The following is a 25889-nucleotide window of genomic DNA, read 5'->3' on the forward strand; positions in this document are numbered from 1 at the left end:
AGCTATTCTTTACAAAAACGAATAATAATTTATTATTAATTATGCTTAGTAAAACAAATCAACTTAATAAAGATCAGCTCAAAGATCTAGAATACTTAAAAACCGTTTGCAAAAAAAATGACGGTAGTGCGCCTAATTTGTACACTCATTTGCTCATGCAAAAAAGAAATTTGCCTACACTCGTCCTGAAGTATGACAGAAAAAAATTGATTGGCTTTCTAAGTGTTTTTTTCTTTTACGAAGATGCAGTTGAAGTTTCTCTAATGGTTCACCCGAAGTATCGTCGGAAAGGCATTGCCAAAAAATTGCTTCACAATATATTGCCGCTAGTGCAAGAACAAGGTTTTCAAAAATTGATTTTTTCTAGTCCTGCACATATCAATAGTTCGTGGTTATCTGAGCTTGGTTTTTCATATTTGCATAGTGAATACTATATGGAGCGGCGTGATTTAAATCCATTGCTGGATTACAAAAAAAATCTAACATACCGCACTGCTACAGAGAAAGATATTCCATTGCTTTGCGTCTTAGATGAAGCGTGTTTCTTCAAAACCCAGGCAGAGTTAGTTCCTCGTTTTGAACACATCCTAGGGGACAGAACTTATCAAATAATTTTGGCCTTTGAAGACAATCATCTTGTAGGAAAAGCACACATACGCTGGGAAAACCATGGCGCAACCCTTTCTGATATCGCCGTTTTACCCATTCGACAAGGGAAAGGATTAGGGACAGCCTTGATTTCTCACTGCATCAATTATGCTCTAAGTGAAGGAAAACCTGATCTCAATCTGGATGTCGAAACGCACAATCAAAAAGCGCTTAATCTATATACCCGTCTTGGTTTCCTAACTCAAAACTCATGTGATTACTGGGAAATTAACCTCTACGATTTGCAAAAACGAATTAAACCAAAACAAAAACTTGGATAACTTAGCTTACAAAACAGGTTCCTATCTAAAGAAACAGATTATATTCAATGTCCTGAGTCAATCATTAAGTTCAAAGATTGTACAATACTACTAAGGAATGGGATTCACCCCTTTGCGGAAATGACAATGCGAGTAATCATACTTTAATTTTAATCTATAACACCTCCTCATATAGAGCTTGACAGAATTTAAACCCCGCCTTTAGTATTGTCCTAAAAAAGCCGTAACAACAATTTTATCGCAAAATTGTTCGTTCAGCTTACATGAAACGTTTCACATATTAAAAATAAAAGGGATCATTGATGAAAAAAAGGGTTGTTATAACCGGCATGGAAATAACTTCTTCCATAGGAACAGGTGTAAGCAAATTCTGGGAAGCGGCTAAACAAGGGCAATGTGGAATAAAACGCATCCAGAGCTATGATCCTTCCTTGTATCCAACCCAAATAGCAGGAGAAATTACGGATTTTTCACTGGATCATCTTCCTGAGCTTAATAAAAATAAGCGGTATCCACGCGTCGCTCAATTTGCCCTCCATTGCACCCATAATGCCATAGAACAATCTGGACTCACTCCCCAGGAACTCAGCAAAACAGGTACTTTTATCGGCACTGGGATGGGGGGATATCCGGAATCAGAAAGCAGTTATAAATTTTTTTTCAATGATAATTGGAAAAAAATGCAAGCTTTGACGGTGATTCGAGGAATGTCTAACTCCATTGCTAATTTTATTGCCATTGGATTTGGTCTAGGGGGACCCAATTCCACGATTTCGAATGCATGCGTTTCCTCAGCGGATGCTATAGGAACTGCTTACCAGCAAATTGCTCATGGCAGACTTTCCACCGCAGTCTGTGGCGGTACCGAAGCTCCTCTTTGGGAATCAATGATGTCTGCTTGGTGCAAATTAAAAGTCATGTCTACCAATAATGAGACCCCAACAAAATCCTGCCGACCCTTTGATCTGAATCGTGAGGGGATGGTGATGGCAGAAGGAGCTGGGATTTTAATTCTTGAAGAATTAAATCACGCCAGAGCACGAGGAGCCACGATTTTTGCGGAAATTATTGGTTTTGGTTCCAGCTGTGATGCATTTCATATTACCGCACCTTCATCAGAAGGCCAGCAACGTGCGATTCAAGGGGCACTAGATGATGCTAAATTATCACCGCGAGATATTCAATATCTCAAAGCCCATGGAACTGGAACCCAATTAAATGACAAAATTGAAACGCAAACGATTAAATCAATATTTGGTGAAAGAGCCTATGAAATCCCAATTACCGCACAAAAATCGATGATTGGGCATGCCATAGGAGCCTCTGGGGTAATGGAAGTCATTTCCACATCATTGAGTCTACAACATGATCTATTATTACCTACAATTAACTTAGAAACACCAGATCCTGCTTGTGATTTGGATTATGTACCTAATGAATCCCGGAAAAAAACAATTGATATCGTACTATCCAATCATTTTGCTTTTGGAGGTGCCAACGTGGCGTTAATTCTCCGCAGATATATCAAATAAATGAGATTGTCGTAGCCTGTTCAACCCAGGCTACATATATCTTAGTTGCACTCAAGACTTCCTAAAACATATAACCTACACTAAACAATAATTCCGTAGTATATAAATGAGGCATACCGGGACCTTGATCTAAGGTCGCTCCATCATCACCTAAATAATTTTTACCCCAATCTGCAAATTCAACCCCTACACCGACTTGCCAGTTTGGAGTTAACATTTTTTGCACGCCTAACCCAAGGGTGTAGGAAAAAGCAACGGTACTGGCGGTATCAAACCAATAGGTAGGATACAAAACAGGATCTATTGTAGTAGGAAGCCAATCATGAGCATGGTTCCAACCCACACCAAAACTACCACTTAAATAAGGCTGAATAGATTGAAAACCGCAAGCAATGAGTTTTCCTTTAAACTCTGCACGTACATGACTTACCTTATAGCTATAGGTATAAACATCCGGAACCCCATCAACAGAAACTGTTCCCGAAAGACCCGCATCACTCGCTGCAGCCACGCCGAGTCCGAATTGGGCAATCACATTGCTTGCACCAATAAAATGCTGTAGCCCAAAAAATAATTCACCCGATCCTAACCAGTCGGATCTCGAGTCAGCAAGGTATAAGTTGTTCTGGGGAGGGGGGAAAGGATAAAGATATTGATCTTTACCTGGATTAGACCATGCAGGTCCTCCGCTGACGATAATAATGGATGACCAAACCTGGGGTAACACGGGAGCATAAGGATCTACCATAGCATATACATTTACGGTAAACAGCGCACAAAACCCTGAGGCTATTATTTTTTTCAACATACCTATCCTTTTGATTTTTAATCACGAAATCCTAAGCATTCAGGCTAATTTTATACAGTATTTGGACCTACTTTTCTATACTTCATATCACTACATTTTAACTGCGCGTGCTCTGCTTTACTGAGAATCCAAAAACGTTCCATAATCACTGTCGCGGTGAAATGCAACCAAACACCTGTTCCCCATTCTTTTCCAAATTAAAAAATGAAAAGATCTTAATAAGGGCTCGCTCTGTAAATGATTCTGTACCAAGCAAAGGAGTCGTTTAAAACATAGCAATGGGCGTTTCTTGGGTATATAATCAGCTATTTTATAAAAAAAGGCTAACAAATGAGTTATTCACTACGTGATATAGCAAATAAGATCCAAGGGGTAGTCATAGGTGATGACTCAATAAAAATCTCTTCATTGTCTCCTATTGATGAGATTGTACCTGGAAGCTTAGTATTTGCTGACAGTAATGAAAATGTGAAATTGGCAGAGGCATCACAAGCAGCTGCTATATTAGTCAACACTCACATCACTGCTTCTCAAAAACCAATAATACAAGTAAAACATCCTTTCAAAGCTTTTATCACTTTGATGCATCATTTCAATCCACCACAAAAAACAAGACCTGGAATTCACCCCACTGCAGTAATTGGCGAGGGTGTACAATTAGGAGAGGAGGTATTTATAGGCCCCTATGTGGTAATTGAACCCGGTTGTGTTATTGGAGATCATTGTATTTTAAAAAGTCATATTCATATTGGTCGTGAAGTGACTCTGGGTGCCCATACTACCATCCATTCTCATGTCACTATTTATGACACCTGCCAAATTGGTTCCCGAGTAACTATTCATGCCTCTACGGTTATTGGCTCTGATGGTTTTGGTTATACCTTTGTTGATGGCAAGCACCTGAAAGTCCCTCATATTGGCCGAGTCATTATTGAGGATGATGTAGAGATAGGTGCGAATACCGCCATAGACCGTGCCACAATGGGAGCGACTGTTATTGGAGAAGGAACTAAAATTGATAACCTGGTCCAAGTAGCCCATTCAGTTAAATTGGGTAAACATAACATATTATGTGGTTTCACAGGCATAGCAGGAAGTACGACTTCCGGAAACAACGTCATTTTTGCGGCGAATGTTGGGGTCAGCGATCATGTACGTATTGATGATGGGGTTGTATTAGGCGCTCGCACCGGAGTACCACCCAACAAACATTTAAAAGAAGGAAATGTTTATTTAGGCAATCCAGCTCGTCCTAAGGATATTGCCATTCAACATGAGTTAGGCGTCAATCGCATCCCTTTAATACGCAAAAATATTAAAGCACTCTCCGAACAAGTTGAATCATTAAAGAAACAATTAGCCAAAGCAGAGGCAGAGTAACTATGACATCCCCCTTGATTCTCATTGATGGTTCATCCTATTTTTTTCGTGCCTTTCATGCATTGCCGCCTTTAACTAATTCCAAAGGCCAGCCCACAGGTGCCATCTATGGGGTAGCTAATATGATTAAAAAGCTCATTAAAGACTACCAACCAGAAGAATTGGCTGTAGTCTTTGATGCCAAGGGGAAAACATTCCGAGATGATTGGTATCCCGAATATAAAGCGCATAGACCCTCCATGCCCCAAGAGCTAAACTCTCAATTTGAGCCATTGATCCAGATACTGGAAGCGATGGGACTTCCCATATTGATTATCGAGGGAGTTGAGGCCGATGATGTAATCGGGACTTTGGCACGTCAGGCGACGGAACAAGGAATTTCTGTGGTCATATCGACAAGCGATAAAGATATGGCGCAACTTGTTAATGAACACATTACATTAGTCAACACCATGAGCAATACCATCATGGGAATCGAAGGCGTCCGAGAAAAATTTGGGATAATACCAGAGCAAATGATTGATTATCTCACCTTAATTGGCGATAGCGTCGATAACATTCCAGGAATAACCAAATGTGGACCAAAAACCGCTGTCAAATGGCTTACAGAATATCAATCTCTGGATAATCTCATCCAACATGCGACGGAAATTGGTGGCAAAATTGGAGAATATTTACGAGAAGGTATTCCCCATCTGTCATTATCCAAGAAATTAGTGACTATAAAAACCGATGTTGCTTTACCCCTAAGTTGGGGGGAGTTAAAGCCTAAACCCATGAAGAAAGAACAACTTATTGAATTAACCCGTCAATTTGAGTTCAAAAACTGGCTGAAAGAGCTATTAGGGGAAGAGGAAAGTATATCCGCGAACAAATCAAGCATCTCTAGCACTCCTTACGAATTGATTACAACAAATCTCCAGTTAAATCAGTTGCTTAATCAACTGGAGGAATCCGAAGAATTTTGCATTGCTATAGAAACTACCAGTATCGAAATCATGGCTGCAGAAATCGTTGGAATCTCTTTAGCACTTAAAGAAGGGAGATGCGTATATATTCCATTGACCCATCTAGATGGGACAACTCAATTAATTCGTGAGGAAGTATTAACTGCATTAAAACCTATTTTGGAAAATCCTAAAATAAAAAAAATAGGGCAAAATCTTAAATACGATTATGCAGTATTGAAAAATCAGGGGATTAACCTTAAAGGTGTGTATTATGACACCATGTTAGAATCATATGTGCTCAATAGTGCCTCTGGACGTCATGATGTTGAGTCTATGGCCTTAAAATATTTAGGACAAAAAACCATTGGCTACGAAGAGGTTGCAGGAAAAGGCGCCAAACAATTGCGTTTTGATCAAGTTCCAGTGGCTAAGGCAGCTGCTTATGCTGCAGAAGAGGCAGTAATTACCCTGCAACTTCACAATAAATTGTTCTCTATGATCCCAGAATCGGTACAAAATGTCTTCAATGAGATAGAAATGCCTTTGGTTCCCGTGCTTGGCGATATGGAGCGCCTTGGAGTGCTTATTGATTCCATAACTTTGGAACAACATGGGAATCGATTAAAAGAGCGCATCCATGCCTTAGAGCAAGAGGCATTACAATTAGCAGGTAGACCCTTTAATCTGAACTCGCCCAAACAATTACAAGAGATCCTCTTTGATTCACAAAAGCTTCCAGTGATCGCAAGAACACCCACGGGCCAACCTTCTACAGCCGAGTCTGTATTGCAAGAGCTCGCGTATGACTACCGTCTTGCAGCAGTAATTCTTGAGTACCGTAGTTTAACAAAACTTGTTTCTACTTATATTGATACCCTACCTAAAAAAATTAATCCGCAAACGCACCGAGTTCATACCTCGTACAATCAGGCGGTCGCTGCCACAGGTCGACTTTCTTCTAGTGAACCCAATTTACAAAATATTCCTATTCGCAGTGAAGAAGGCCGGCTAATTCGTACTGCATTTATCGCACCTGAAAACTGCCTCATTTTAGCAGCAGATTACTCACAAATTGAATTACGAATTATGGCTCATTTATCACAAGATGAGAACCTGTTAAAAGCATTTGCTCGGGGTTGGGATATTCATACGGCAACAGCCAGTGAAATTTTCCAAACACCCCTAGATGAGGTGAGCAGTGAGCAACGGCGTCGCGCTAAAGCCGTTAATTTTGGTTTAATTTATGGGATGTCAGCTTTTGGTCTAGCAAAACAGATTGGTGTTGAACGTCAGGATGCACAATATTACATCGATACTTATTTCCAACGTTACCCTAAAGTTTTGGAGTATATGAATCGCACCAGGCAGCAAGCCCATCATCAAGGTTATGTGGAAACTTTGTTTGGTCGACGTTTGTATTTACCTGAAATTAATGCACGCAACATGGTTCGCCAAAAGGCAGCAGAGCGAACTGCAATTAATGCGCCGATGCAAGGTACTGCGGCAGACATCATAAAAAAAGCCATGATATCTATTGCCCACTGGCAAAATGAGCAAAAAAATCCACCGGCCAAGATGATTATGCAAGTCCATGACGAGTTAGTCTTTGAAGTACAAGCCCAAGAGATTGAATCAAGCAAAAAGATAATTCGAGAATTAATGGAGCATACAGTAGAACTTTCCATTCCCCTTGTAGTCTCTATTGGTATAGGCCCTAATTGGGATGCAGCTCATTAGAGTGATGCAATGTCAGTGAGGTTAGGATACGAAGCAGCAACGCTTCATTTATACATGATGCGTTGCCCAATAAATATTTAATGCATCACCGTATTCAAGAGGTTTAATAATTTGTCCTCTTACATTTAAGTCTTTGATCGCAAGCTTATCCTCTTTTGTATAAGCATTTGTTAAAATAAACACTTCGGTAAAAGCTAGGGAAGGATCTTTTCGGATTATTTTTAACAGATCAATTCCATTCATTTTAGGTACATTAATATCCAGAAGAATAACTTTTGGATGAATTTTTGCTTCTCCATCCCGCCCATATAATTTATTTAATGCCTCTTCACCATTAGAAGCAACTTCAATAGCGCACGACTCTTTAACTTTTTTAAAAATACGTTTTACACCCTCGACATCAACAATATCATCCTCGATATACAAAATATCAACGGTGTTTCCTTGGGATTCCATAATCATTCTCCTGCCGCGTTTCTGTTTTTATAAATATCACAAAATCACGGTTGTTAAGATAGATTCTGAAGTGAATTATCCTAATTATATTGATTCGTAATTTAATTATAGTATCAATAAAAGAGCATTATGTGAAAAATTTAACTTTATTGCCTATAATCTATATTACCAAGTTATAAGGAATAAAATTATGTATCAATTAGATAAATCCATTAATTTTATGCTTGTGGATGACGATGAAATTGATATTAAAGATATGCAAAGAACTTTTAAAAAAAATAAGATCGACAATCCACTTCATGTAGCTACTAATGGAATAGAGGCTCTAAATAAATTATTAGGCATAAATGGAGAAAAAAAATTAAAACCTACCCCCAAAATTATTCTTTTAGACATTAATATGCCTAAAATGAATGGGATTGAGTTTATGAAAACTCTACGAACCAATAAAAAATTAAAATCCGTTTTGGTTTTTATTCTCACTACTTCGAATAGTGAAAAAGATAAAATGGATGCTTATAACCTGAATGCAGCTGGCTATATTGTAAAACCATTTCAAATTTCAGATTTTATGGAAGTCATTTCATCATTACATCGTTATTGGAATCTGCTTGAATTTCCAAGCAAAAAAGCGGAATAGTACTGTAATTCATTATTTAATGAGGGTGTAAATCTTGTTTTTTAATTTGCTTGGGCCAGGTAAAGGACATTGAAGTTCCATGTCCAACCCGAGATCGGACCATTACTTGTCCTCCCTGGGATTCAACAATTTTCTTTACTATACTCAAACCAACACCCGTCGACTCCAATTCATCTCTTGATTTAAGGGTTTGAAAAACAACAAAAATCTTATCAAAAAACTCAGAGGGTATTCCGGGACCATCATCATGAATCGTAAACAGATAAAATGCCCCTAATGTGTCTAGTTCAATATTAATTTTTCCTTTTTTGCGATGGTGATGCTTTATGCTATTGCCGAGTAAATTGGATAATACCTGCATTAAGGGGATCCTTGCGGTTTTAAAAATCGGCAGATGTTTTGGATAACGTATTTCGAATCGCCCATCTTGATTAAGATTTTCAATAATTTCCTTCAAAATTTCTTCGGTATTCACCAGCTCAAGATTCAAATCGATCCGACCAGCTCGTGAGTATTGTAATATTCCATCAATTAAATTAGCCAGGCGCAAAGTACGTTGCCGTAATAATGCCAAATGTTCTTTCGATTTATCATCTAACTTATCCATATTATCTTCTTCAATCCAAGTCGCTAAACGTTCGATTGCACGCAGCGGCGCCTTCAAATCATGCGAGGCAATATAAGCAAATTGTTCTAATTCTTCGTTCGTTTTAATCAATTGATTTTCAATTTTCTTTGCTTCAGTAATATCTTTGGATATCATCACATAACCAATCGGGTGGCCCTCATTATCCCGTCGTACTGTTAAGGTCACCGAGGCAATAAAAGTCGACCCATCTTTACGAAGGCGTTCAAATTCCTGATCGGCTTTTCCTTCTTCTAATGTTTTTTGCACAAACTTCTGAGCAATTCCTGATTTAATGTCTTCAGATTTAAAGAGGTCTAAAATATTTTTCTTGTTTACCATCTCGGTCGCATGGTATCCGTAATTGCGGTAAGCTCCTTCATTCCATACAATTATTTTCCCATCCAAATCAGTTGCAACAATGGAATACTCAATCGAGCTTTCTAAAATATTTTGCAGGATGCTTTTTGCATAAAATGCTTCTTCCGTCTTAATAGGTTGTACCTCCAAGTCAAGTATGCTCTCTTTTATTGGGGCATTCTTTTTGCTTTGGTGATGTTTATTTTTGTCCAATTTTTGCCCTAAGGAATTCAGATCCTCATCACTTTCTTTTTCATGAATTTTTTTTGTTTTCTGTATTCTCTGTGGTTGGTGATCCGAAGACCCATGCATTAGCTCATAATCCATAATTTGCGGTTCCCTAAAAATAGATTTATCTATTTGTTATGTACACAATATATATAAATTATAGCGTGAATTTGAACCCTTTGCTGACGACACCAAAAAGTAAGTCAGAACAATCTAGATGCTATCTAGTTTACAGCCGCCACTCTTTTAGCATGGGGTGCATGTGAAAATGCTGGTTGTTTTTTTCCGATTGAGTCATCAAAATAATAAGCCCAAGTTTTTTCAATGCATGTCTGATTTACGGTTTTAGTCCAAGTGTTGTACTCATTAACCAACCGGTTATATTGAATAAAAACTTTAGCAAAAGCTCCACGCATAAATTCAGAGTCTGACCAGGCGATAAGAGGAAGATGAGGATATTTTTGTAATATTACTGCTGCAAGTTGTGGGCCATGAGTTGAGAATTCGTCAATCAAATTTAACTCACCATCAATAATAACCAGATCGGGTGCATGAGTATCTATAAAAGACAAAGCATCTTGGCTATTACTTACGACATCAATTGATATTGGAGCACTAACTGACTCCAAGAGTCTAGATAAGCAAAATGCATTAAAAACGTTGTCTTCGATAATTAATACACGCATAGCATCCGGGCTCCCTATAAGTTCATGATTAAGTATAAAGATCAAACCTTAAGGAAGAATTAAGAAATTATTTTTTTAAACTAATTTATTTTCTTGTTTATATAATTCAAGTTTCACGCACCACTATATATAATTACTTAAATTTATAGTGAGAAAGAACACAACCCATGCTGAATATTAAAACGGAAGTACTTAACGCCGAACATAGAATTCGTGGGTATATTCGTGAGACTCCCTTGGATTTCTCTGTTCCACTAAGTCAATTAACCGGGGTAAATCTTCATTTAAAATGTGAAAATTTACAGTATACAGGTTCATTCAAAATACGGGGGGCATTTAATGCTTTATTGTCTTTAAAAAAAGAAAAGCTAAATGGTATTGTCGCGGCCTCTACAGGAAATCATGGAGCAGCAATCGCCTACGGATTACATAGGCTTAATCTGCCAGGAATTATTTTTGTTCCCGAACATGTATCCCCCGTAAAAAAAGAAAATATAGGCTTTTATAATACTTCTCTTAAACTCTATGGCAACGATTGCGTAGAAACTGAGATACACGCCATAAACTATGCAAAACAACAGGGCATGGTGTATGTATCTCCCTATAACAATAGGCAAGTAATTGCAGGTCAAGGCACAATCGCCGTAGAACTTATGCGTCAACTCAATTCCATTGATGTAGTTTTTATACCTGTTGGCGGAGGCGGATTAATTGGCGGAATTGCTGGATACCTGAAAGCAGTTTCATCTAAAACTAAAATTATAGGGTGCTTGCCAGAAAATTCTCCAGTTATGTACGAATCGGTTAAGGCGGGAAAAATTATTTCCATGGACACCTTGCCAACTCTTTCCGATGCTACAGCCGGGGGCATTGAGCCAAATTCAATTACTTTAGATCTATGTCGCGACTATGTGGATGATTTTGTTTTAGTTTCTGAAAATGAAATTCAATCTGCGATCCTAACAATCATCAATACTCATCATTTATTAATTGAAGGTGCCGCAGGCGTTGCTCTGGCTTCATTTTTAAAATGTGCCAAATATTATCAAGGAAAAAATGTGGTGGTTGTTTTAAGTGGAGCTAATATTAGCCCGGAGACATTAAGGAAAGTAATCCAGTAGGGTTAAATAATTCCGTACAATTTTTTGCCTTAATCACTCATCATCCGCAGATAGACTGTAGGATGATGAGTTTAAACCATTTATTTAAAAAAACTTAATGGCCACCGCCCCCTTCTCCGCCATAACCTTTTTCATTACTTGATGAGATGGGTTGATCAGGCTGACTTGTATTGCAGGAACTGAATAATACAGTAATACCTAACAAACAACCTGCAAAAATCACTCTTCTTAATAGTTTAATTGTTAACATGACTTTCCCTTTTAATGATTTAATCCATAAATAGTCTAAGTCCAAAATCCTACTTCATAGATTGAATAATTCATTCTCAATAATATCTTAGTCGCCATTATTATAATCTGCAATTATCTCCTCAATTACCCGCCAAGATTTTGCACTATCCAATGGATTTGTACCCGGCAATTTCGCGCAGACAATTAATGCTTTCCACAAGGCCCATCCTCGAGCGCGAGCCCATGTTGCTTTATCCAGTTGCAGTGCCTTACGAAACACATCTCGGCTTGCCTTTTTTAAAAATGTCCAAGCTATGACCAAATCACATGCAGGATCCCCAACAGCCAATTGTCCAAAATCAATTACTGCATAAAGACGGCCTTCTCGGATCAATAAATTACCTACAGCAATATCGCCATGAACCCAAACCGGATTTTTATGCCAGCTCTCAGCTAGGGCCTCAGACCAGATTGAATAAAGAGTTCGGGTATCTGTTTGTTGCGCCAGAATTTTAATTGCCTTTTGAACTTCAGCATCATAAGTTATTAGTGGGCCGCCACGGTAGAAACTGTGCTCGCCTGCCGGTGGTCCATCTGCCGTATCAATTGCTTGCAATTCCACCAAGAATTTTGCAAGAGCCGTTGCAAATAAACTCAGATCGTTAACGCATTCAATCGAGGCTGTTTGTCCTTCAATCCATCGATAAATGGACCATGGCCACAGATAACCCTCAGCTGGCTCACCTTTAGCTATAGGTGATGGAATGGACAATGTTAAATGAGGAGCAAGATAAGGAAGCCAGTGCTGCTCTTTTTCTACTTGCAGCGCATAGAATGCCTCACTGGGCAGTCGAACTGACATTTCATTACCTAGATGAAAGGTTCTATTATCCCAACCACTAAATTCTACAGGCTTAATGGGTAAATTAGCCCATTGTGGAAATTGTGAATCAATCAATCTTCGTACAAGTGAAACATCAATGGATACCGTCATTGCTACCTTACACCTTAATCTTCCTTAGTTTTATACTTCGATATCATGCGCTAATAGACGTCTGTTCGCACGGAAATAAGTTACAGGAGAGTATTCCAATAAATCGGATAGTTTTTCCATATAAATACACGCAAAGCGATCCACTTGATAGGCAAAATAACTTTCCTCAGCACCCGCGCGAAAAATACGTTCCCATTTTGGATTAAAATAGCTTTGTTGTTCTTTTAACAATTTAGTGAGTTGGGCATCTATTCTGCTGATTTGCGCTTGTAATTCTTGTATTTCATTACTGTATTGTTTTGAATCTTCATCAATCATTTTAGTGTACAACTCAACGTATTGTTTTTCTAAACCTTTTTTAATGTCCATTGCCTTGCTGATTTCTTTCTCTATAGGCATGGCCCGAGCTTGCGCTGCTATTTCCTCTCCCAACTCTTCAACCACTAAAGCAGTGCGCCAATTGCAGTCTTTTTTCAATCTTAAGATATCTCCGTAAATGTGATCCCCAATATAAAGAATCTCATCACCTCGGACATGTAAATCTTCGGTGAATTTTTTGGCATTTCCTCCTTGGTACACGCCTGGAACTATTGGACCCACAGTGTTAGTCATGGTACCAACGGCTGGATGAATTGATAAAAAACGAAGATTATCGTAAAAAAATCGTGGTTTATTAGCTAGGGTAATGACAAATTCAAATAAATTAATCCAACTTTCACCCTTCTTCAAGAAAGGGTTAATTGCATATTCCAGTAAGAGCTTCGTATAGGAAAAGTCAGAGTTGGTCAGGATAAATATTTTTTTACCATGATGGATGAAATGCCGAAGCCCATCAACCAACGCGCGTTCTTTAATAACATAGGTCGGTAAATTTTTGCTAATGATGGTTTTTAAGCTGCCATCAGAGTGAACTTTATCCACACAAAATTGTACATCTTGTGCTATGGTTTGATAACTGGGTATTTCCTCAGGATAAAGCGTATCTTTCAAATGAACCAACTGGCCATATAAAACGCAAAAGGCAATGGAAAAAGAAGTATCAATTGCCATGTAATTTGGATCACTCAAATCAACATAGATACTTCGATAAATTTTCTGTTGTTCTGCATAATCGATAGGTTTCGTGCCATGATAACTTTGCCGAATTGCCCCATAACGACTGAGTTTTAAAATATTGCCATTTTTTCTATCAATGACCAAACCACGGATTGCATCATGATAATTGAAATTTAATTTTTTAATTTGCTCAGGATAATGCTTTACATCTACTAACTGCTCTTTAACCAGCTGATAAACCAGCGACTCAAAATTCTCAGAATTATAACGAATCAAGGTATGGTCCATGTCCAAACCAATTAACTTGATTTTTTTCATGTTTAAAATTCGGTTTACATAAACTTTATGTTCATTCATTAGCCTAAAACCTATTTAGTTATAAAGTAGTATTACTTAATTTTTGGCCCATAACTCATGGTATAGAAACAAAGCATGATCCGAGAATTGTTCAGTCACCACACATCCAGGAATCTTCGATTTAATCTACTTTACTTGCTTAATACCCTCGGGAGAAGCAAGCAAAATCACATCAGCTGTTCGACGTGCAAAAATCCCGTTTTCCACAACTCCAGTTATCCGGTTAATCCGATCTTCCAAATCCATAGGTTCATTAATTGTTAAATTAAACACATCCAGAATAATATTCCCATTATCGGTAACAAAGCCTTCTCTATATTCGGGATCTCCACCCAATTGCACTAATTGTCGAGCAACCAGGCTTCTTGCCATGGGAAGCACCTCAACGGCTACAGGGAAGTTTCCCAAATGCTTCACAAGCTTTGAGTTGTCTACGATGCAAATAAATTTTTCTGCTACTTGGGCAACAATTTTTTCGCGCGTATGGGCTCCACCGCCTCCCTTAATCATTTCGCCATGCTCAGTCACTTCATCGGCACCATCAATATAAATTGGCAAATCCTGGACCGAATTTAAATCAATCACAGGAATACCTTCTTTCCGTAATAAAGCCTCTGTGGCTTTGGAACTTGATACACAGGCATCAATTCGGTGTTTTATAGTAGCCAGCTCTTTAATAAAGAAATTCACTGTAGAGCCTGTACCAACACCCACCACCATATCGTCTTCAATGTATTGCAGCGCGGCTTTTGCCGCGTTCATTTTTAATTCACTCATTAGAAACCGCTCCCTTTTCTTTGCCTTATAATTTCATATAAAGAAACACCAGTGGCTACAGAAACATTTAAACTTGTTACACTGCCTGACATAGGCAAAGAAAATAAACCATCACAATGTTCACGTGTTAGACGGCGCAGCCCCTCACCTTCAGCACCCATCACAATAGCAACATCACCAGTGCAATCTATTTGGTGTAGAGAACCGGTTGCCTCGCCTGCTGCACCATAAATCCAAACTCCATTTTCTTTTAAAAGCTTCATGCTACGTACTAAATTGGTAACCCTTACCAAGGGAACTGATTCCGCCGCACCACATGCAACTTTGCTTACTACGGGAGTAATACTGGCGCTTTTATCTTTAGGAATGATCACAAAATCAACACCTGTTGCATCTGCAGTACGCAAACAGGCTCCTAAATTATGGGGATCGGTCACTCCATCTAGGATAAGAATCAAAGTAGGTTGTTTACTAGATTCCAGTAATGCAAGCAAATGTGACTCATTGTAATCGGGCAATGACGAAGCACTTGCAACGACTCCTTGATGGGCAAAGTCTGCAAACCGCTGGTTCATTTTTTGGGTGCTTAGCTTTTCGATAGGGACATGTGCTTGTGTGGCTTTATCAATGATATCCTGCAATCGTGTATCTATCCGGTCTTCACTTATATAGAGTTTCTTAGTCACTCGATGCGGATTGGTTAATAAAGCAGAAACCGCATGTACACCATAAACATACTGCTCACTCATGACTTACTGTTTCCTCCACCGGCTCAAAATCAATTTTACGCTCATCCAGATCCACGCGAGCCACTAAAACAGTCATTTTGTCCCCCAAACGATACACTTGTCCGCCGCGGGTCCCAATCAAACGATGTTTTACAGAGTCAAAAGTATAGTAATCATTCTTTAATGAAGTGACATGAACTAAACCTTCGACGTAAATTTCATCAAGTTCGACAAAAATTCCAAAACTAGTTACTGCAGAAATTCGTCCTTTGAATACTTGCCCTAATTTATCTTGCATGTACTCACATTTTAACCAAGCAACTACTTCTCTTGTTGCTTCATCTGCTCGTCGCTCCGTCATAGAGGAATGTTTGCCCAATCGATTCATGTCTTCGTGGGTATAACTGAATTCATAAACAGGATGATTCTCTAACAAATGACCAATTGCACGATGGATTAATAAATCAGGATAGCGTCTGATAGGCGAAGTAAAGTGCGTGTATGCAGAATAAGCGAGACCAAAGTGCCCTTCATTCGCTTCAACATAATGCGCTTGTTTTAAAGAACGGAGCATAACTGTTTCAATCAAATGTTGATCGGGTCGACCTTCTATAGAATTCATAGTGCGCTGAAAATCTTTGGGCCCGGGTTTCTTACCCCCGCTTAATTGTAATCCTAACTCACCTAAAAACTGTCTTAGAGCCGTAATTTTATCCTCTTCAGGAGCAGCATGCACCCGATAAAGAGTCGGAATTTTTGCTTTTTCCAAAAATCGTGCCGTCGCTACATTTGCAGCCAACATACATTCTTCAATCAATTTATGAGCATCATTGCGAATCACTGGGATGATGCATTGAATTTTTTTATTTTCATCAAACTCAATTCGCGTTTCAGTGGTTTCAAAATCCATTGCTCCGCGAAGTTTACGGGTTGCTAATAAAACATGGTACAAATCATAAAGGGCTTGCAACCCTGGCCATAAAGCAACATGTTGTTCGTCTGTGTGGCCCTGCTCCAGCCAAGAACCGACCTGGGTATAGGTCAATCGGGCATGGGAATGGATCACTGCACGATAAAAACGTGCACGTGAAATTTTGCCCTCATTGCTAATGGACATTTCGGCAACCATACACAGCCGGTCGACATGTGGATTTAACGAACATACACCATTAGATAAAGCTTCCGGTAACATAGGAATTACTTTACCAGGAAAGTAAACCGAATTACCCCTGCGTGCGGCCTCTTTATCCAAGGCAGAATCTTGCATTACATAGTTACTAACATCTGCAATTGCAACATACAATTGATAGCCACCTTTAGGCTTTTTATAACAATAAACCGCATCATCAAAATCCTTAGCATCTTCCCCATCAATCGTAACAAAAGGAAGGCTGCGAAGATCGGTTCGCCCCTTAATTTGTTCCTCAGTAACATGTAGGGGAATTTTTGCAACTTCAATGCTTACATCCTCTGGCCATTCAAAAGGTATTCCGTGGGCATACAGTGCAACTTGGATTTCCATCCCTGGCGCCATATGCTCACCCAATACATGAATCACTCTACCGATGGCTTGGGTTCGCTTACTGGGAAATGAAATTAATTCAACTAAAACGATTTGACCATTTTTTGCGCCATTCACCATTTCTTGTGGGATAGAAATATCCTGCGTCAGATGTTTGCTATCAGGCAAGACAAAACTTACCCCATGATCGCTAAAAAAGCGTCCTACTACGGAGGCATTCGCATGCTCAATTACTTCATGAATTTTTGCTTCAGGTCTTCCCCGTCGGTCCACACCCGCTTGATAGGCAAGAACAATATCACCATGCATTACCGCCCGCATTTCTTTAGCGGACAAAAACATATCTTCCGAGCCATCATCCGGAATAAAAAAACCAAAGCCATCTGGATGTCCTTGGACCGTACCCCGTGACAGATTAATCCTTTTCATAAGACAAAACCGACCACGTCGATCCTGCATAATTTGGCCATCGCGCAACATGGCCTTCAGCCTAAATCCCATAGATTCTTGTTTGTTTTCATTACTTATGTGTAGTTTGTCAAATAATTGATTGCGCGACATGGGTTTGCCGAATTCATTAAGAACTTCCATGATGAATTCGCGACTTGGGACAGGATCGTTATATTTTTCACTTTCTCGTGCATAAAAGGGATCTTTTGATTTTTTGCTCACTACTTATCCTGTTTGTATTTAGTTATCATCATATTTAAGTTATATATCATTTGCTCAGTTCTACCACTTATCCATAAAAGTAGCAAGATAAGGGGGCAACCGCCAGTAATTCTCCCAAAGTAGTTAAGAGCCCTCTATCTAAACGCATTCTTTAAGAAATATTGCTGGATTTATATCTATTTTCTATATCTTCAAGAACTTCTTTTGCACAAAGATTTGTTTGAATTAATGCACCAATTAGAATCTGCTGCGTCATCTCACTACTCATCGTGGAGTCACGAGATAATACAGAATAAACATTTTGCATAAACTGGAGTTTTCTTTCTTTATTCTCTAGCTTATCTTCAGTTTTTGTATCAAACAGCTTTATGTACATACTCATACTCCAAAATTAAAATCTCGTGGAGATTGTGCAAATGAATTAACTCTTGTTACTTATTGTTCTTAGGCATAGGAATCACAAAACCTCGTGCCCCCACTGCAGCAGTTAAGGCAGATAATGACATATCTTCTGCTGCCCAAAACGTACTTTCTTTACCATTATTAGGGATTTTCACCCCCTTCCATTTACACACGGCAATGAGACCTTCACAGGGCACTTGTTGTTCATGGCCAGGTTTAGATTCAATGCAATTTATCGGAAATGGACCCTTGTTCAATGCTAATGCAGACCAATTACCACCTTGTAAACGAGTTGTCCAACCTGCGCTAGCGCTTGGCTCAGTAACGGGATGGGTAATCCATAAATCAGCAGAAGTAAGATTATGGATAAAGATCAGACTGCTTTTTTTACCTTGTAGAGTCACTGACTCACCTTGAACAGCAATCGCCTGACATCCAACAGGGAGAGTGGATTCAGCAGCAACAACCATAGATAACATGGAACAACAAAGAAAAGTGAAAACTCTCATTACTTTCTCCAAAAAATAGACCAATCTGATTGTTCAGATTATGTAGGCAGCGTGCAAAGATAAAATTATATAGTTAGGCTATATTACTTGTCAGCCTTACTTGCTAAAATCATTCTAACATTCGACTGACAATTCAATTATATGCAGATCTGGGTAGATGCCGATGCGTGCCCTAAAATAATTAAAGAGATTTTATTTCGCGCCGCGGTCCGTACAAAAACACGACTCACCTTGGTGGCTAATTCCTTTATTAATTATCCTCCTTCACCTTTTATCGATGCAGTTCAAGTCGTTAAAGGCTTTGATAGTGCAGATCATTATATCACAACTCATTTACAACCGTTTGATTTAGTTATCACTGCGGACATCCCTCTTGCCGCAGATGTGATTGCAAAAAAAGGATTGGCAATTAATCCTCGTGGAGAGGAATATACGGAAAACAACATCAAACAGCGTTTAAATTTACGAAACATGAACGAGCAATTACGCGCTACCGGGCATTATTCGGGTGGTCCTGCTGCCTTAAGCATAAAAGAAAAAACTGCCTTTGCCAATGCATTAGATCGCTGCTTAGCTAAAAATATAAAAAGTTGACAAATAATTCTCAGCAACCTAGATTTAAATATAATCCAGATGGAATGGTACAACTGCATGAAGCGGGTTAGACATATTCTATTTTTTATACTTTTAGTGATTACCCCACTCGCTTATAGCAATACCGTTATAGTAGGCGTTTCAAAATCCGCACCTCCTTTTTCTGCAATAGACGGGAGTAATCATTATTTTGGTTTTTGCATCGATCTAATGAATGAAATATGTAAACGTCTCAATATTACTTGTGAATACAAACCAGTCACCATGAAAAACCAATTGGCTATACTCAATGCAGGAGATATTGATATTACGTTCCCGCCCAGCCCCATCCCTCAATCCCTCTCCGCAAATTATGTTTATAGTTTGCCCTTTATGACAAGTGATGGACAATTTTTAACAATGTCCTCAAATATAAAAACCATTGAGGATCTTAAAAACAAAAAAATAGGGACTCTAGAAGCAAGCGACCTCGAGGATACCCTTGCGCTGTATACCAGCAGAGATAATATAAAATCCTATCCAAAAATTTCTTTAATGATTACCGCATTGCTCAATAATAATGTGGATGCAATTATATTGAACATCAATATCTTTAAGTATCTTACCATCAATAAAGTGATTAACTTTCAGCCTGTAGGGAAACCTATTGTGCTTGGAAATGGGTATGGAATCCTCGCACTTCCCAAAAATAGGGCGCTCATTAATGGTATCAACAAAGTTTTATTACAAATGGAAAACGATGGAACTTATGAAACCATTTATAATAAATACTTCGGCTCTAATTTGTAGCGTTATGCGGTATAGGTTAAACTGACACCTTTTCAAAGAGCAGGATTGAAACATGTCAGAGCGTATTAATGGCGAAGAAATCATCAATATACATAAAAACTCCATCCTCCAATGGAATACTTCCGGTATCGTGTATCAACAGCAAGAATTTTATCGCTTAGTAGAAGAAAATCATGCATTTAACTATCAGCTCTGGCTTGCAGAAGATAGAGCCCGTCGTGATGATCAGGGTTATGAATTTGTCTACCAGGCAAAGCGAGAAATTGATCGCTACAATCAATTGCGTAATAACCGTATGGAAGCAATGGATGAATGGCTTTTCCAGCAATTAAAACCAGCACATTACAATGTATGTCCAGTGCACTCTGAATCACCCGGCATGATCATTGATAGACTCTCTATTTTATCATTAAAATCTTATCACATGGGTCTACAAACTCAGCGCGAAGATGTCAGCGAAGAACATAGAAACAATTGTGCCCATAAATTAGGGATCATTAATCAACAATTAGAACAATTAACCCAATGCTTCAAAGAATTGCTTGAACAAGTGCAAGCGAAAAAGCGTACGTTCAGAGTCTATCATCAATTTAAAATGTATAATGATCCTACTCTAAACCCCCAATTATACTCTCGGTAGAATGCTGATTTAGGCTCGTGTCGCTCATTGAATGAGGAAGTGTGGCGGGTGGGTTTTTTTTATGGTAAAAGAAATTCCAAAATGAAGAAGCGGTTTTTGGCAGGGAATCAGAGGCTTTGCGTTTCGGACACTCACTTGATTCCCTTGGATGCCGGGTTTTCATATCATCCATCGGCACCCCGGCCTCATCCGATTCTTTAATTTTTGTACAACTAGGCTGGCCTTGAGGTGACCGTCCTAATCCACGAGCTAAAGCTCGAAAACCTAGAACTAATGAAAATAGGATTCCACTTGCAATGGCCAAGTCTGCCATTATCGAGGTATCGTGATAATGTCCTTCAGAATCAACCTCTTGGTAAAAGGTCAATGCAAAATTTGAGAAATTGTTTCCTTTAGATAAACCGGAAGCAAAAGAGCGAAATACTTCAAACCACTCTTGGAAAAAAGTCTGTGGGGAAGGATCGAGGTTAAGACCATCGGTTAATGATTTAGCAAACGTTTCTGAATCTAAAATATCAGCATCAACGTTGCTTTCAATATGGGTCTTCATCTCCCTAATTTTAGTGTAAGGATGATCTTTTTGGTCGTCTTGTTCGCGTCTTTTCATATGCTTATAATGAGCATTCAAGGTATACGCGGTCATCCCTATCATTAATATTAAGCCAGAAACGATAATTACTGCCAATAAAGCAGGAGGAAAGCTACCTGCAGTGATTAAAGAAAGTGAAGAAGCGGTAAATAAAATACTAGTCAATACCCCGTAAGCAAATAAACCATACTTCATACCTAACAAACCGGCTGTCAGATAACTGTACGTCAGTTGGTCTTGTAATAATCGGTGCTCTTCTTCAAAACTCCCAATTAAACGGCAAACCTCTCTTTTCAATCTTCTGATTTCTTCTAGATCTTCATTTTTAAGGCTATGCCTTGCCTGTAGCTCAAGCAATTTAGCATAGGTCAGTTCCAATTCTTTAGTAGTTAAGGCTAACTTACACCGAGTTTGGGTAACTTCTAGGCGCAACTGAAAATCATATTCTTCATAAATTCGTGAAATGACACAGGAGAGCGTGTACAAGGCGCCAATACTGGAGAGAGCAAGAAGAAGAGGGGGCGAAAGAACTGAAAGACTTACTACGCCAATATAAAGATATAATCCATCTAAAAATCCACCCGTTGCTACAGCTAAATACGCATGAACGCGTGTATCGGTATCCTGATATTCTATTTTCGATAAGTACGTCTTAAGATCTAATGGCGTTAAAGAGCTTAGTTGTTGAATTTTCAATAAAAGCTCTTTATTTTGATCCATTTGCGTTTTACGCTTCTCAACCATGCTGCGTATCCAAAGACGATTGGCGGCAGCAAATACACCTAAAAACAATCCTACAGGGATTACCATGTATTTGAGATCCATCCCACTGATTAGGCTTAATACCTGAACTGTGCTCCGCCATCCTTTGTATGCATTTTTTAAGCCTTTCATCAAATCACGAAAATAGGGCCAAGCAGACGCTATTAATTTTTTTAACGAATCCTTCTCTTCTTTATCATAGACACTGGCTAAAAAGGAAAAGGAAACCAAAAAAATCGCTTCTGCAGCAACCGCGGCGATTCCTTCGGGAGAGGTCAAAATTTTGTGCATTAGGTCGGGATCAGACTTAGCAATAAATACTTCCAAGAAGTATTTAAACATACTGTAAGAAGAGCTTAGAGAATCCATAACGGCATAAGCATGATAAACATAACGATCTTTATCGAGCTTTTGAGCGAGAAGTCTACTTTGCGCGTCAATACGACCGGCGATCGCCAAGAGGAAAACAAGGTCTTCGGATTTTAACGGTGAATCTTCTTCGCCCTTAATAGTCATTCTTACACACAGAAATGGCCACCAGTTAGGATGGGCGGATTATATGGATTATTGCTCTCGATGTCAATAATCGTTTCATCATGACTTAAAAAGATACAATTTTCAGGCAGTTGATCATGATATCACACTCAGTTCATACAAAAAATATTTATTAAATCCACTTACGGGTTGTGACTTAGGAGCCAAACCTGCTACGATATTGCCCTAATATAAAAACAACTCAGGTAAGAGGATTCAATGAGATCAATATTTGCTCTCTTTATTTTTGCAGCACTAATGACCGGACCCGTTATGGCATCGAATGAAGCACAAATTTATGGTTATGTTGAAAAAGTTTCGTTTCCCCAAAAAAATTTGACTCTATCAGCTAAATTGGATACCGGGGCTAAATCAGCATCGTTAAATGCGACCAATATTACTGAAATAACCAAAAATGGGGTTCCTTATTTACGTTTTACTGTTCCGACTAAGACTGGCGAATCCATATTTGAAGCGGAATACAAAGGCCGAGTGAAAATCAAAGTTCGGGATGGAGAACATGGTTCCGAGATTATCGCACACGCACCAATCAAACGGCCCGTTGTACTGCTTGATATACAACTTGGAGATAAGGTCAGAACAATTAAAGTAAATTTAACAAACCGCAAACGCTTCCTCTATCCTTTACTTTTAGGAAGAGACGCAATTATTGCTTTTAATGGTGCAGTTAATCCAGCACTCACATTTACGTTAAAAAATCAGAGTTTTAAGAAACAATGAAAAACAACACGCGTCATGTTTATGGATTGATCATTACACTATTTATCCTTGGAGCAGGAATTTTTTTGTACCGACACTTTGTTCTCGATGTGCCGTTAACTGATACTGAAACGATAAACAGTTGGATGGTTGAATCCAACTTGCGTTTCGTTGCGGACCCGAATACACCAATTAAAGCGAGTTTTAATATCCCTTATTTGCCACCCCATTTTGCTATTCTTGATGAGTATTTTGTCTCAAGAAATTATGGGGTAACCACTAACTTAAATGGTGATAATCGGGAAACCGTTTGGTCAATCCGGCGAGCCCATGGCGCACAATCGCTGTATTACAGAGCAATTTTTCGCCAAACTGAGGGCAATGAATCACCATTAGCGACCCCTCCTGCGGCCAAAACACAACCCCTGGCAGAAAGTCAAAAATCCGCTGTGGAAACCATTATCAGCCAAGTAAGACAATCTTCAGCTGATATTAAAACCTTTGCTCAGAGCACCATTAAAGAACTGAATAAAAAAGATGGGAATGCTAAATTATTAACAAGTAATGACTTTAGTGATGAGCACCTTATCAATGCCGCCATTTTAATTTTAAATCAGTCTAAAATTTCTGCGATCCCCGTAAAGGGAATTTATTTATCTCAAAAAAGCAAAGCGGAATTAAGTTCATTTTTGGCTGTATTCAATGGTAAAAACTGGATTTATATTAATCCTAAAACCGGGGGAGCCGGTTTACCAAAAGATTTTCTTATTTGGCAATATGGTAATGAGCCTGTATTTAACGTCGAGGGGGGCAAAAAGCCGCAATTTAGTTTAACTGTATCGCCCACGCCCATCAATGCTTTAAGTATTGCTAAATCGCGGGGTCTGCAATCCGATTCGCAACTCTTGCGATTCTCTTTGTTACAATTGCCGGTCAATGCTCAAGCTACCTATAAGATTTTATTAACCGTACCTATAGGTGCTTTTATTATCTTAATTCTACGAAACTTTATTGGACTCAAAACATTTGGGACTTTTATGCCCGTTCTAATCGCTTTAGCGTTTAGAGAAACACATGTAGTCTGGGGAATTTCTCTCTTTGTTATTATTGTCTCTTTTGGGCTACTGGCACGTTTTTATTTAGACCAATTGCGGCTGCTTTTGGTACCACGACTCGCGGCAATATTAACTGTCGTGATTATGCTTATGATCTTTATTAGTATCATCAGTCAAAATCTCGGCCTCGATGCAGGTCTCTCAGTTGCCCTATTCCCTCTGGTCATTTTAACCATGACTATAGAACGTATGTGCATTACTTGGGATGAACGAGGTGCATCAGAAGCCATCAAGTCAGGCGTAGGCAGCCTAATTGCAGCAGTTATCTCTTATTGGGCGATGAGTTATGAACCATTACAATATCTTGTCTTTGCTTTTCCTGAGCTGGTTTTGGTTCTGCTCTCGTTAATCTTGTGGTTTGGACAATATCGAGGATACCGATTATTTGAGTTGAAACGCTTTAAATCACTTGCGGGACACGTAAAATGATTAATCTGTTTCGCCGTTTAAAAAACCACGGAATACTAAGTATTAATCAGCGTAATTCAGATTTTGTATTGCGCTACAATCCCAGAAAGCTATTCCCTTTAGTTGATGATAAGTTAAAAACTAAAAAACTGGCTCTAAAAGCAGGTATTGCGGTCCCACCTTTATACGATATCATTGAAACGGAACAACAAATTAAAACCATAGAGGAACGTTTAGAACCTTATAATGACTTTGTTGTTAAACCAGCTCGAGGTTCTGGTGGAGATGGGATTTTAGTTTTTAAGGATAAAGTTTATGGTCGTTATCGGCAAATTAACGGCAAACTCACCACAACCCAAGAGCTTAGCTACCATTTATCCTGCCTTCTTTCAGGAGCATATAGTCTGGGAGGCTCCTCGGATTATGCAATTATAGAGAAACGAGTAGTGGTAGACCCCGTATTTGCCGAAGTAAGTTATGAGGGTATTCCTGATATTCGTATTATTAGTTTATTGGGTTATCCCGCTATGGCCATGGTGCGCCTCCCGACTCGCTTGTCGGGTGGAAAAGCGAATTTACACCAAGGTGCTATTGGGGTTGGAGTCGATTTAGCTACGGGAAAGACCTTAGGTGGCGTATATCATAATGACATCATCGATTATCATCCTGATACTTTGAACTCCATCGTCGGCATTGAAGTACCCTATTGGAATAAAATACTGGAAATAGCCTCCAGCTGTTATGAATTAACAGGTCTTGGCTATCTCGGTGTAGATATAGTCCTGGATAAAGAACACGGCCCGTTAATGCTTGAATTAAATGCAAGGCCAGGCTTGAATATCCAAATTGCTAATCGGGAAGGCGGATTAAAACGCTATCGAATAATTGAAGCCCATTATCAGAAACATCCCAAAGAATCAGTTGCTGAAAAAGTAGCGTTTAGTCGTCAACACTTTGCTCGCTTAAAATAAAGTATTAAGTCTTAGGAAGGTAGGAGTTTATGACGGAGGATCTCCTGGTTTTGGTATTTTATTACCC

The 25889-nt window shown here is 38.9% G+C and carries 25 protein-coding genes; 12 read left to right on the forward strand and 13 right to left on the reverse strand.

Features of this window, described 5'->3' with window-relative positions; all coding sequences use genetic code 11:
* The first annotated feature begins 41 nt into the window (after positions 1-41).
* Positions 42-929, forward strand: a complete 888-nt coding sequence (locus tag ACWTE2_RS06805; protein WP_454784740.1) for a GNAT family N-acetyltransferase — start codon at positions 42-44, stop codon at positions 927-929.
* A 302-nt stretch (positions 930-1231) separates the two neighbouring features.
* Positions 1232-2461 carry a beta-ketoacyl-[acyl-carrier-protein] synthase family protein gene (locus ACWTE2_RS06810; protein ID WP_454784741.1) on the forward strand — a complete coding sequence of 410 codons (1230 nt, stop codon included), beginning with the start codon at positions 1232-1234 and terminating at the stop codon, positions 2459-2461.
* Positions 2462-2522: 61 nt separating this feature from the next.
* On the opposite strand, the gene ACWTE2_RS06815 is transcribed toward ACWTE2_RS06810, so the two are convergent.
* The gene (locus tag ACWTE2_RS06815; RefSeq protein WP_454784742.1) at positions 2523-3269 is read right to left on the reverse strand and encodes an outer membrane protein; all 747 of its coding nucleotides are present in this window, start codon (positions 3267-3269) and stop codon (positions 2523-2525) included.
* A 330-nt stretch (positions 3270-3599) separates the two neighbouring features.
* Between ACWTE2_RS06815 and lpxD the strand changes: the two genes are divergently transcribed.
* Both lpxD and polA read left to right on the forward strand, forming a co-directional pair.
* Entirely contained in the window at positions 3600-4649 is a 1050-nt protein-coding gene (gene lpxD / locus ACWTE2_RS06820) for a UDP-3-O-(3-hydroxymyristoyl)glucosamine N-acyltransferase (RefSeq protein WP_454784743.1), read from the forward strand.
* A gap of 2 nt (positions 4650-4651) precedes the next feature.
* Positions 4652-7336, forward strand: coding sequence for a DNA polymerase I (polA, locus tag ACWTE2_RS06825; protein ID WP_454784744.1), 2685 nt, complete (start codon positions 4652-4654; stop codon positions 7334-7336).
* A 48-nt stretch (positions 7337-7384) separates the two neighbouring features.
* Here polA and ACWTE2_RS06830 read toward each other — a convergent pair whose 3' ends face one another.
* Positions 7385-7792, reverse strand: a complete 408-nt coding sequence (locus ACWTE2_RS06830; RefSeq protein WP_182392021.1) for a response regulator — start codon at positions 7790-7792, stop codon at positions 7385-7387.
* A 190-nt stretch (positions 7793-7982) separates the two neighbouring features.
* Here ACWTE2_RS06830 and ACWTE2_RS06835 point away from each other — a divergent pair, with 190 nt between their 5' ends.
* A complete protein-coding gene (locus tag ACWTE2_RS06835) occupies positions 7983-8432 on the forward strand; it encodes a response regulator (protein WP_454784745.1) in 450 nt (149 codons plus the stop codon).
* Positions 8433-8448: 16 nt separating this feature from the next.
* On the opposite strand, the gene ACWTE2_RS06840 is transcribed toward ACWTE2_RS06835, so the two are convergent.
* Entirely contained in the window at positions 8449-9747 is a 1299-nt protein-coding gene (locus ACWTE2_RS06840) for a sensor histidine kinase (RefSeq protein WP_454785020.1), read from the reverse strand.
* Positions 9748-9869: 122 nt separating this feature from the next.
* Complete coding sequence (locus ACWTE2_RS06845) at positions 9870-10331, reverse strand: response regulator (RefSeq protein WP_454784746.1); 462 nt, start codon at positions 10329-10331, stop codon at positions 9870-9872.
* 167 nt (positions 10332-10498) lie between these two features.
* On the opposite strand from ACWTE2_RS06845, the gene ACWTE2_RS06850 reads away from it, so the two are divergent.
* On the forward strand, positions 10499-11452 hold the full coding sequence (locus tag ACWTE2_RS06850; protein ID WP_454784747.1) for a threonine/serine dehydratase: 954 nt from the start codon (positions 10499-10501) through the stop codon (positions 11450-11452).
* A gap of 94 nt (positions 11453-11546) precedes the next feature.
* Here ACWTE2_RS06850 and ACWTE2_RS06855 read toward each other — a convergent pair whose 3' ends face one another.
* From ACWTE2_RS06855 to ACWTE2_RS06890, 8 genes are all read right to left on the reverse strand, one after another.
* Complete coding sequence (locus tag ACWTE2_RS06855) at positions 11547-11702, reverse strand: hypothetical protein (RefSeq protein ID WP_182392025.1); 156 nt, start codon at positions 11700-11702, stop codon at positions 11547-11549.
* 87 nt (positions 11703-11789) lie between these two features.
* Positions 11790-12677: an aminoglycoside phosphotransferase family protein gene (locus ACWTE2_RS06860; RefSeq protein ID WP_454784748.1), complete on the reverse strand. Its 888-nt coding sequence runs from the start codon at positions 12675-12677 to the stop codon at positions 11790-11792.
* Positions 12678-12707: 30 nt separating this feature from the next.
* Positions 12708-14090: an HAD-IG family 5'-nucleotidase gene (locus ACWTE2_RS06865; RefSeq protein WP_454784749.1), complete on the reverse strand. Its 1383-nt coding sequence runs from the start codon at positions 14088-14090 to the stop codon at positions 12708-12710.
* A 126-nt stretch (positions 14091-14216) separates the two neighbouring features.
* Complete coding sequence (gene rpiA / locus ACWTE2_RS06870; RefSeq protein WP_182392028.1) at positions 14217-14867, reverse strand: ribose-5-phosphate isomerase RpiA; 651 nt, start codon at positions 14865-14867, stop codon at positions 14217-14219.
* Positions 14867-15616: a 23S rRNA (guanosine(2251)-2'-O)-methyltransferase RlmB gene (gene rlmB, locus ACWTE2_RS06875; RefSeq protein WP_182392029.1), complete on the reverse strand. Its 750-nt coding sequence runs from the start codon at positions 15614-15616 to the stop codon at positions 14867-14869. The genes rpiA and rlmB overlap by 1 nt, the downstream gene beginning before the upstream one ends.
* Positions 15609-17789 carry a ribonuclease R gene (gene rnr / locus ACWTE2_RS06880; RefSeq protein WP_454784750.1) on the reverse strand — a complete coding sequence of 727 codons (2181 nt, stop codon included), beginning with the start codon at positions 17787-17789 and terminating at the stop codon, positions 15609-15611. Before rnr ends, rlmB begins: the two co-directional genes overlap by 8 nt.
* A 151-nt stretch (positions 17790-17940) precedes the next feature.
* Positions 17941-18165, reverse strand: a complete 225-nt coding sequence (locus ACWTE2_RS06885; protein ID WP_454784751.1) for a hypothetical protein — start codon at positions 18163-18165, stop codon at positions 17941-17943.
* Positions 18166-18220: 55 nt separating this feature from the next.
* A complete protein-coding gene (locus ACWTE2_RS06890; protein WP_454784752.1) occupies positions 18221-18700 on the reverse strand; it encodes a hypothetical protein in 480 nt (159 codons plus the stop codon).
* 141 nt (positions 18701-18841) lie between these two features.
* Here ACWTE2_RS06890 and ACWTE2_RS06895 point away from each other — a divergent pair, with 141 nt between their 5' ends.
* The 3 genes from ACWTE2_RS06895 to ACWTE2_RS06905 are packed head-to-tail and all read left to right on the forward strand — an operon-like array spanning position 18842 to position 20723.
* Complete coding sequence (locus ACWTE2_RS06895; protein WP_454784753.1) at positions 18842-19294, forward strand: YaiI/YqxD family protein; 453 nt, start codon at positions 18842-18844, stop codon at positions 19292-19294.
* A gap of 57 nt (positions 19295-19351) precedes the next feature.
* Complete coding sequence (locus tag ACWTE2_RS06900) at positions 19352-20083, forward strand: transporter substrate-binding domain-containing protein (RefSeq protein WP_454784754.1); 732 nt, start codon at positions 19352-19354, stop codon at positions 20081-20083.
* A gap of 52 nt (positions 20084-20135) precedes the next feature.
* Positions 20136-20723 carry a DUF4254 domain-containing protein gene (locus ACWTE2_RS06905; protein ID WP_454784755.1) on the forward strand — a complete coding sequence of 196 codons (588 nt, stop codon included), beginning with the start codon at positions 20136-20138 and terminating at the stop codon, positions 20721-20723.
* On the opposite strand, the gene ACWTE2_RS06910 is transcribed toward ACWTE2_RS06905, so the two are convergent.
* Positions 20692-22590, reverse strand: coding sequence for a hypothetical protein (locus ACWTE2_RS06910; protein ID WP_454784756.1), 1899 nt, complete (start codon positions 22588-22590; stop codon positions 20692-20694). The two genes, ACWTE2_RS06905 and ACWTE2_RS06910, sit on opposite strands and share 32 nt — an antisense overlap.
* A 237-nt stretch (positions 22591-22827) precedes the next feature.
* Between ACWTE2_RS06910 and ACWTE2_RS06915 the strand changes: the two genes are divergently transcribed.
* From ACWTE2_RS06915 to ACWTE2_RS06925, 3 genes are read left to right on the forward strand one after another with little or no spacing between them, the layout of a single operon-like run.
* On the forward strand, positions 22828-23349 hold the full coding sequence (locus ACWTE2_RS06915) for an ATP-dependent zinc protease family protein (protein WP_454784757.1): 522 nt from the start codon (positions 22828-22830) through the stop codon (positions 23347-23349).
* Positions 23346-24872, forward strand: a complete 1527-nt coding sequence (locus ACWTE2_RS06920) for an inactive transglutaminase family protein (protein ID WP_454784758.1) — start codon at positions 23346-23348, stop codon at positions 24870-24872. The genes ACWTE2_RS06915 and ACWTE2_RS06920 overlap by 4 nt, the downstream gene beginning before the upstream one ends.
* Positions 24869-25822 carry an alpha-L-glutamate ligase-like protein gene (locus ACWTE2_RS06925; RefSeq protein ID WP_182392039.1) on the forward strand — a complete coding sequence of 318 codons (954 nt, stop codon included), beginning with the start codon at positions 24869-24871 and terminating at the stop codon, positions 25820-25822. Before ACWTE2_RS06920 ends, ACWTE2_RS06925 begins: the two co-directional genes overlap by 4 nt.
* The last annotated feature ends 67 nt before the right edge of the window (positions 25823-25889 follow it).

Source organism: Legionella nigrisilvae, assembly GCF_977063395.2.

Bases quoted from the DNA above. Each gene is read 5' to 3' on its own strand.
- ACWTE2_RS06885 (WP_454784751.1), bottom strand. From the start codon at position 18,165: ATGTACATAAAGCTGTTTGATACAAAAACTGAAGATAAGCTAGAGAAT.
- polA (WP_454784744.1), top strand. From the start codon at position 4,652: ATGACATCCCCCTTGATTCTCATTGATGGTTCATCCTATTTTTTTCGT.
- ACWTE2_RS06895 (WP_454784753.1), top strand. From the start codon at position 18,842: ATGCAGATCTGGGTAGATGCCGATGCGTGCCCTAAAATAATTAAAGAG.
- ACWTE2_RS06910 (WP_454784756.1), bottom strand. From the start codon at position 22,590: ATGACTATTAAGGGCGAAGAAGATTCACCGTTAAAATCCGAAGACCTT.
- ACWTE2_RS06855 (WP_182392025.1), bottom strand. From the start codon at position 11,702: ATGTTAACAATTAAACTATTAAGAAGAGTGATTTTTGCAGGTTGTTTG.
- ACWTE2_RS06845 (WP_454784746.1), bottom strand. From the start codon at position 10,331: ATGCGTGTATTAATTATCGAAGACAACGTTTTTAATGCATTTTGCTTA.
- ACWTE2_RS06915 (WP_454784757.1), top strand. From the start codon at position 22,828: ATGAGATCAATATTTGCTCTCTTTATTTTTGCAGCACTAATGACCGGA.
- rpiA (WP_182392028.1), bottom strand. From the start codon at position 14,867: ATGAGTGAATTAAAAATGAACGCGGCAAAAGCCGCGCTGCAATACATT.
- ACWTE2_RS06920 (WP_454784758.1), top strand. From the start codon at position 23,346: ATGAAAAACAACACGCGTCATGTTTATGGATTGATCATTACACTATTT.
- ACWTE2_RS06890 (WP_454784752.1), bottom strand. From the start codon at position 18,700: ATGAGAGTTTTCACTTTTCTTTGTTGTTCCATGTTATCTATGGTTGTT.
- ACWTE2_RS06850 (WP_454784747.1), top strand. From the start codon at position 10,499: ATGCTGAATATTAAAACGGAAGTACTTAACGCCGAACATAGAATTCGT.
- ACWTE2_RS06835 (WP_454784745.1), top strand. From the start codon at position 7,983: ATGTATCAATTAGATAAATCCATTAATTTTATGCTTGTGGATGACGAT.
- ACWTE2_RS06865 (WP_454784749.1), bottom strand. From the start codon at position 14,090: ATGAATGAACATAAAGTTTATGTAAACCGAATTTTAAACATGAAAAAA.
- ACWTE2_RS06810 (WP_454784741.1), top strand. From the start codon at position 1,232: ATGAAAAAAAGGGTTGTTATAACCGGCATGGAAATAACTTCTTCCATA.
- ACWTE2_RS06805 (WP_454784740.1), top strand. From the start codon at position 42: ATGCTTAGTAAAACAAATCAACTTAATAAAGATCAGCTCAAAGATCTA.
- ACWTE2_RS06815 (WP_454784742.1), bottom strand. From the start codon at position 3,269: ATGTTGAAAAAAATAATAGCCTCAGGGTTTTGTGCGCTGTTTACCGTA.
- ACWTE2_RS06900 (WP_454784754.1), top strand. From the start codon at position 19,352: ATGAAGCGGGTTAGACATATTCTATTTTTTATACTTTTAGTGATTACC.
- ACWTE2_RS06925 (WP_182392039.1), top strand. From the start codon at position 24,869: ATGATTAATCTGTTTCGCCGTTTAAAAAACCACGGAATACTAAGTATT.
- ACWTE2_RS06830 (WP_182392021.1), bottom strand. From the start codon at position 7,792: ATGGAATCCCAAGGAAACACCGTTGATATTTTGTATATCGAGGATGAT.
- rlmB (WP_182392029.1), bottom strand. From the start codon at position 15,616: ATGAGTGAGCAGTATGTTTATGGTGTACATGCGGTTTCTGCTTTATTA.
- ACWTE2_RS06860 (WP_454784748.1), bottom strand. From the start codon at position 12,677: ATGACGGTATCCATTGATGTTTCACTTGTACGAAGATTGATTGATTCA.
- ACWTE2_RS06905 (WP_454784755.1), top strand. From the start codon at position 20,136: ATGTCAGAGCGTATTAATGGCGAAGAAATCATCAATATACATAAAAAC.
- lpxD (WP_454784743.1), top strand. From the start codon at position 3,600: ATGAGTTATTCACTACGTGATATAGCAAATAAGATCCAAGGGGTAGTC.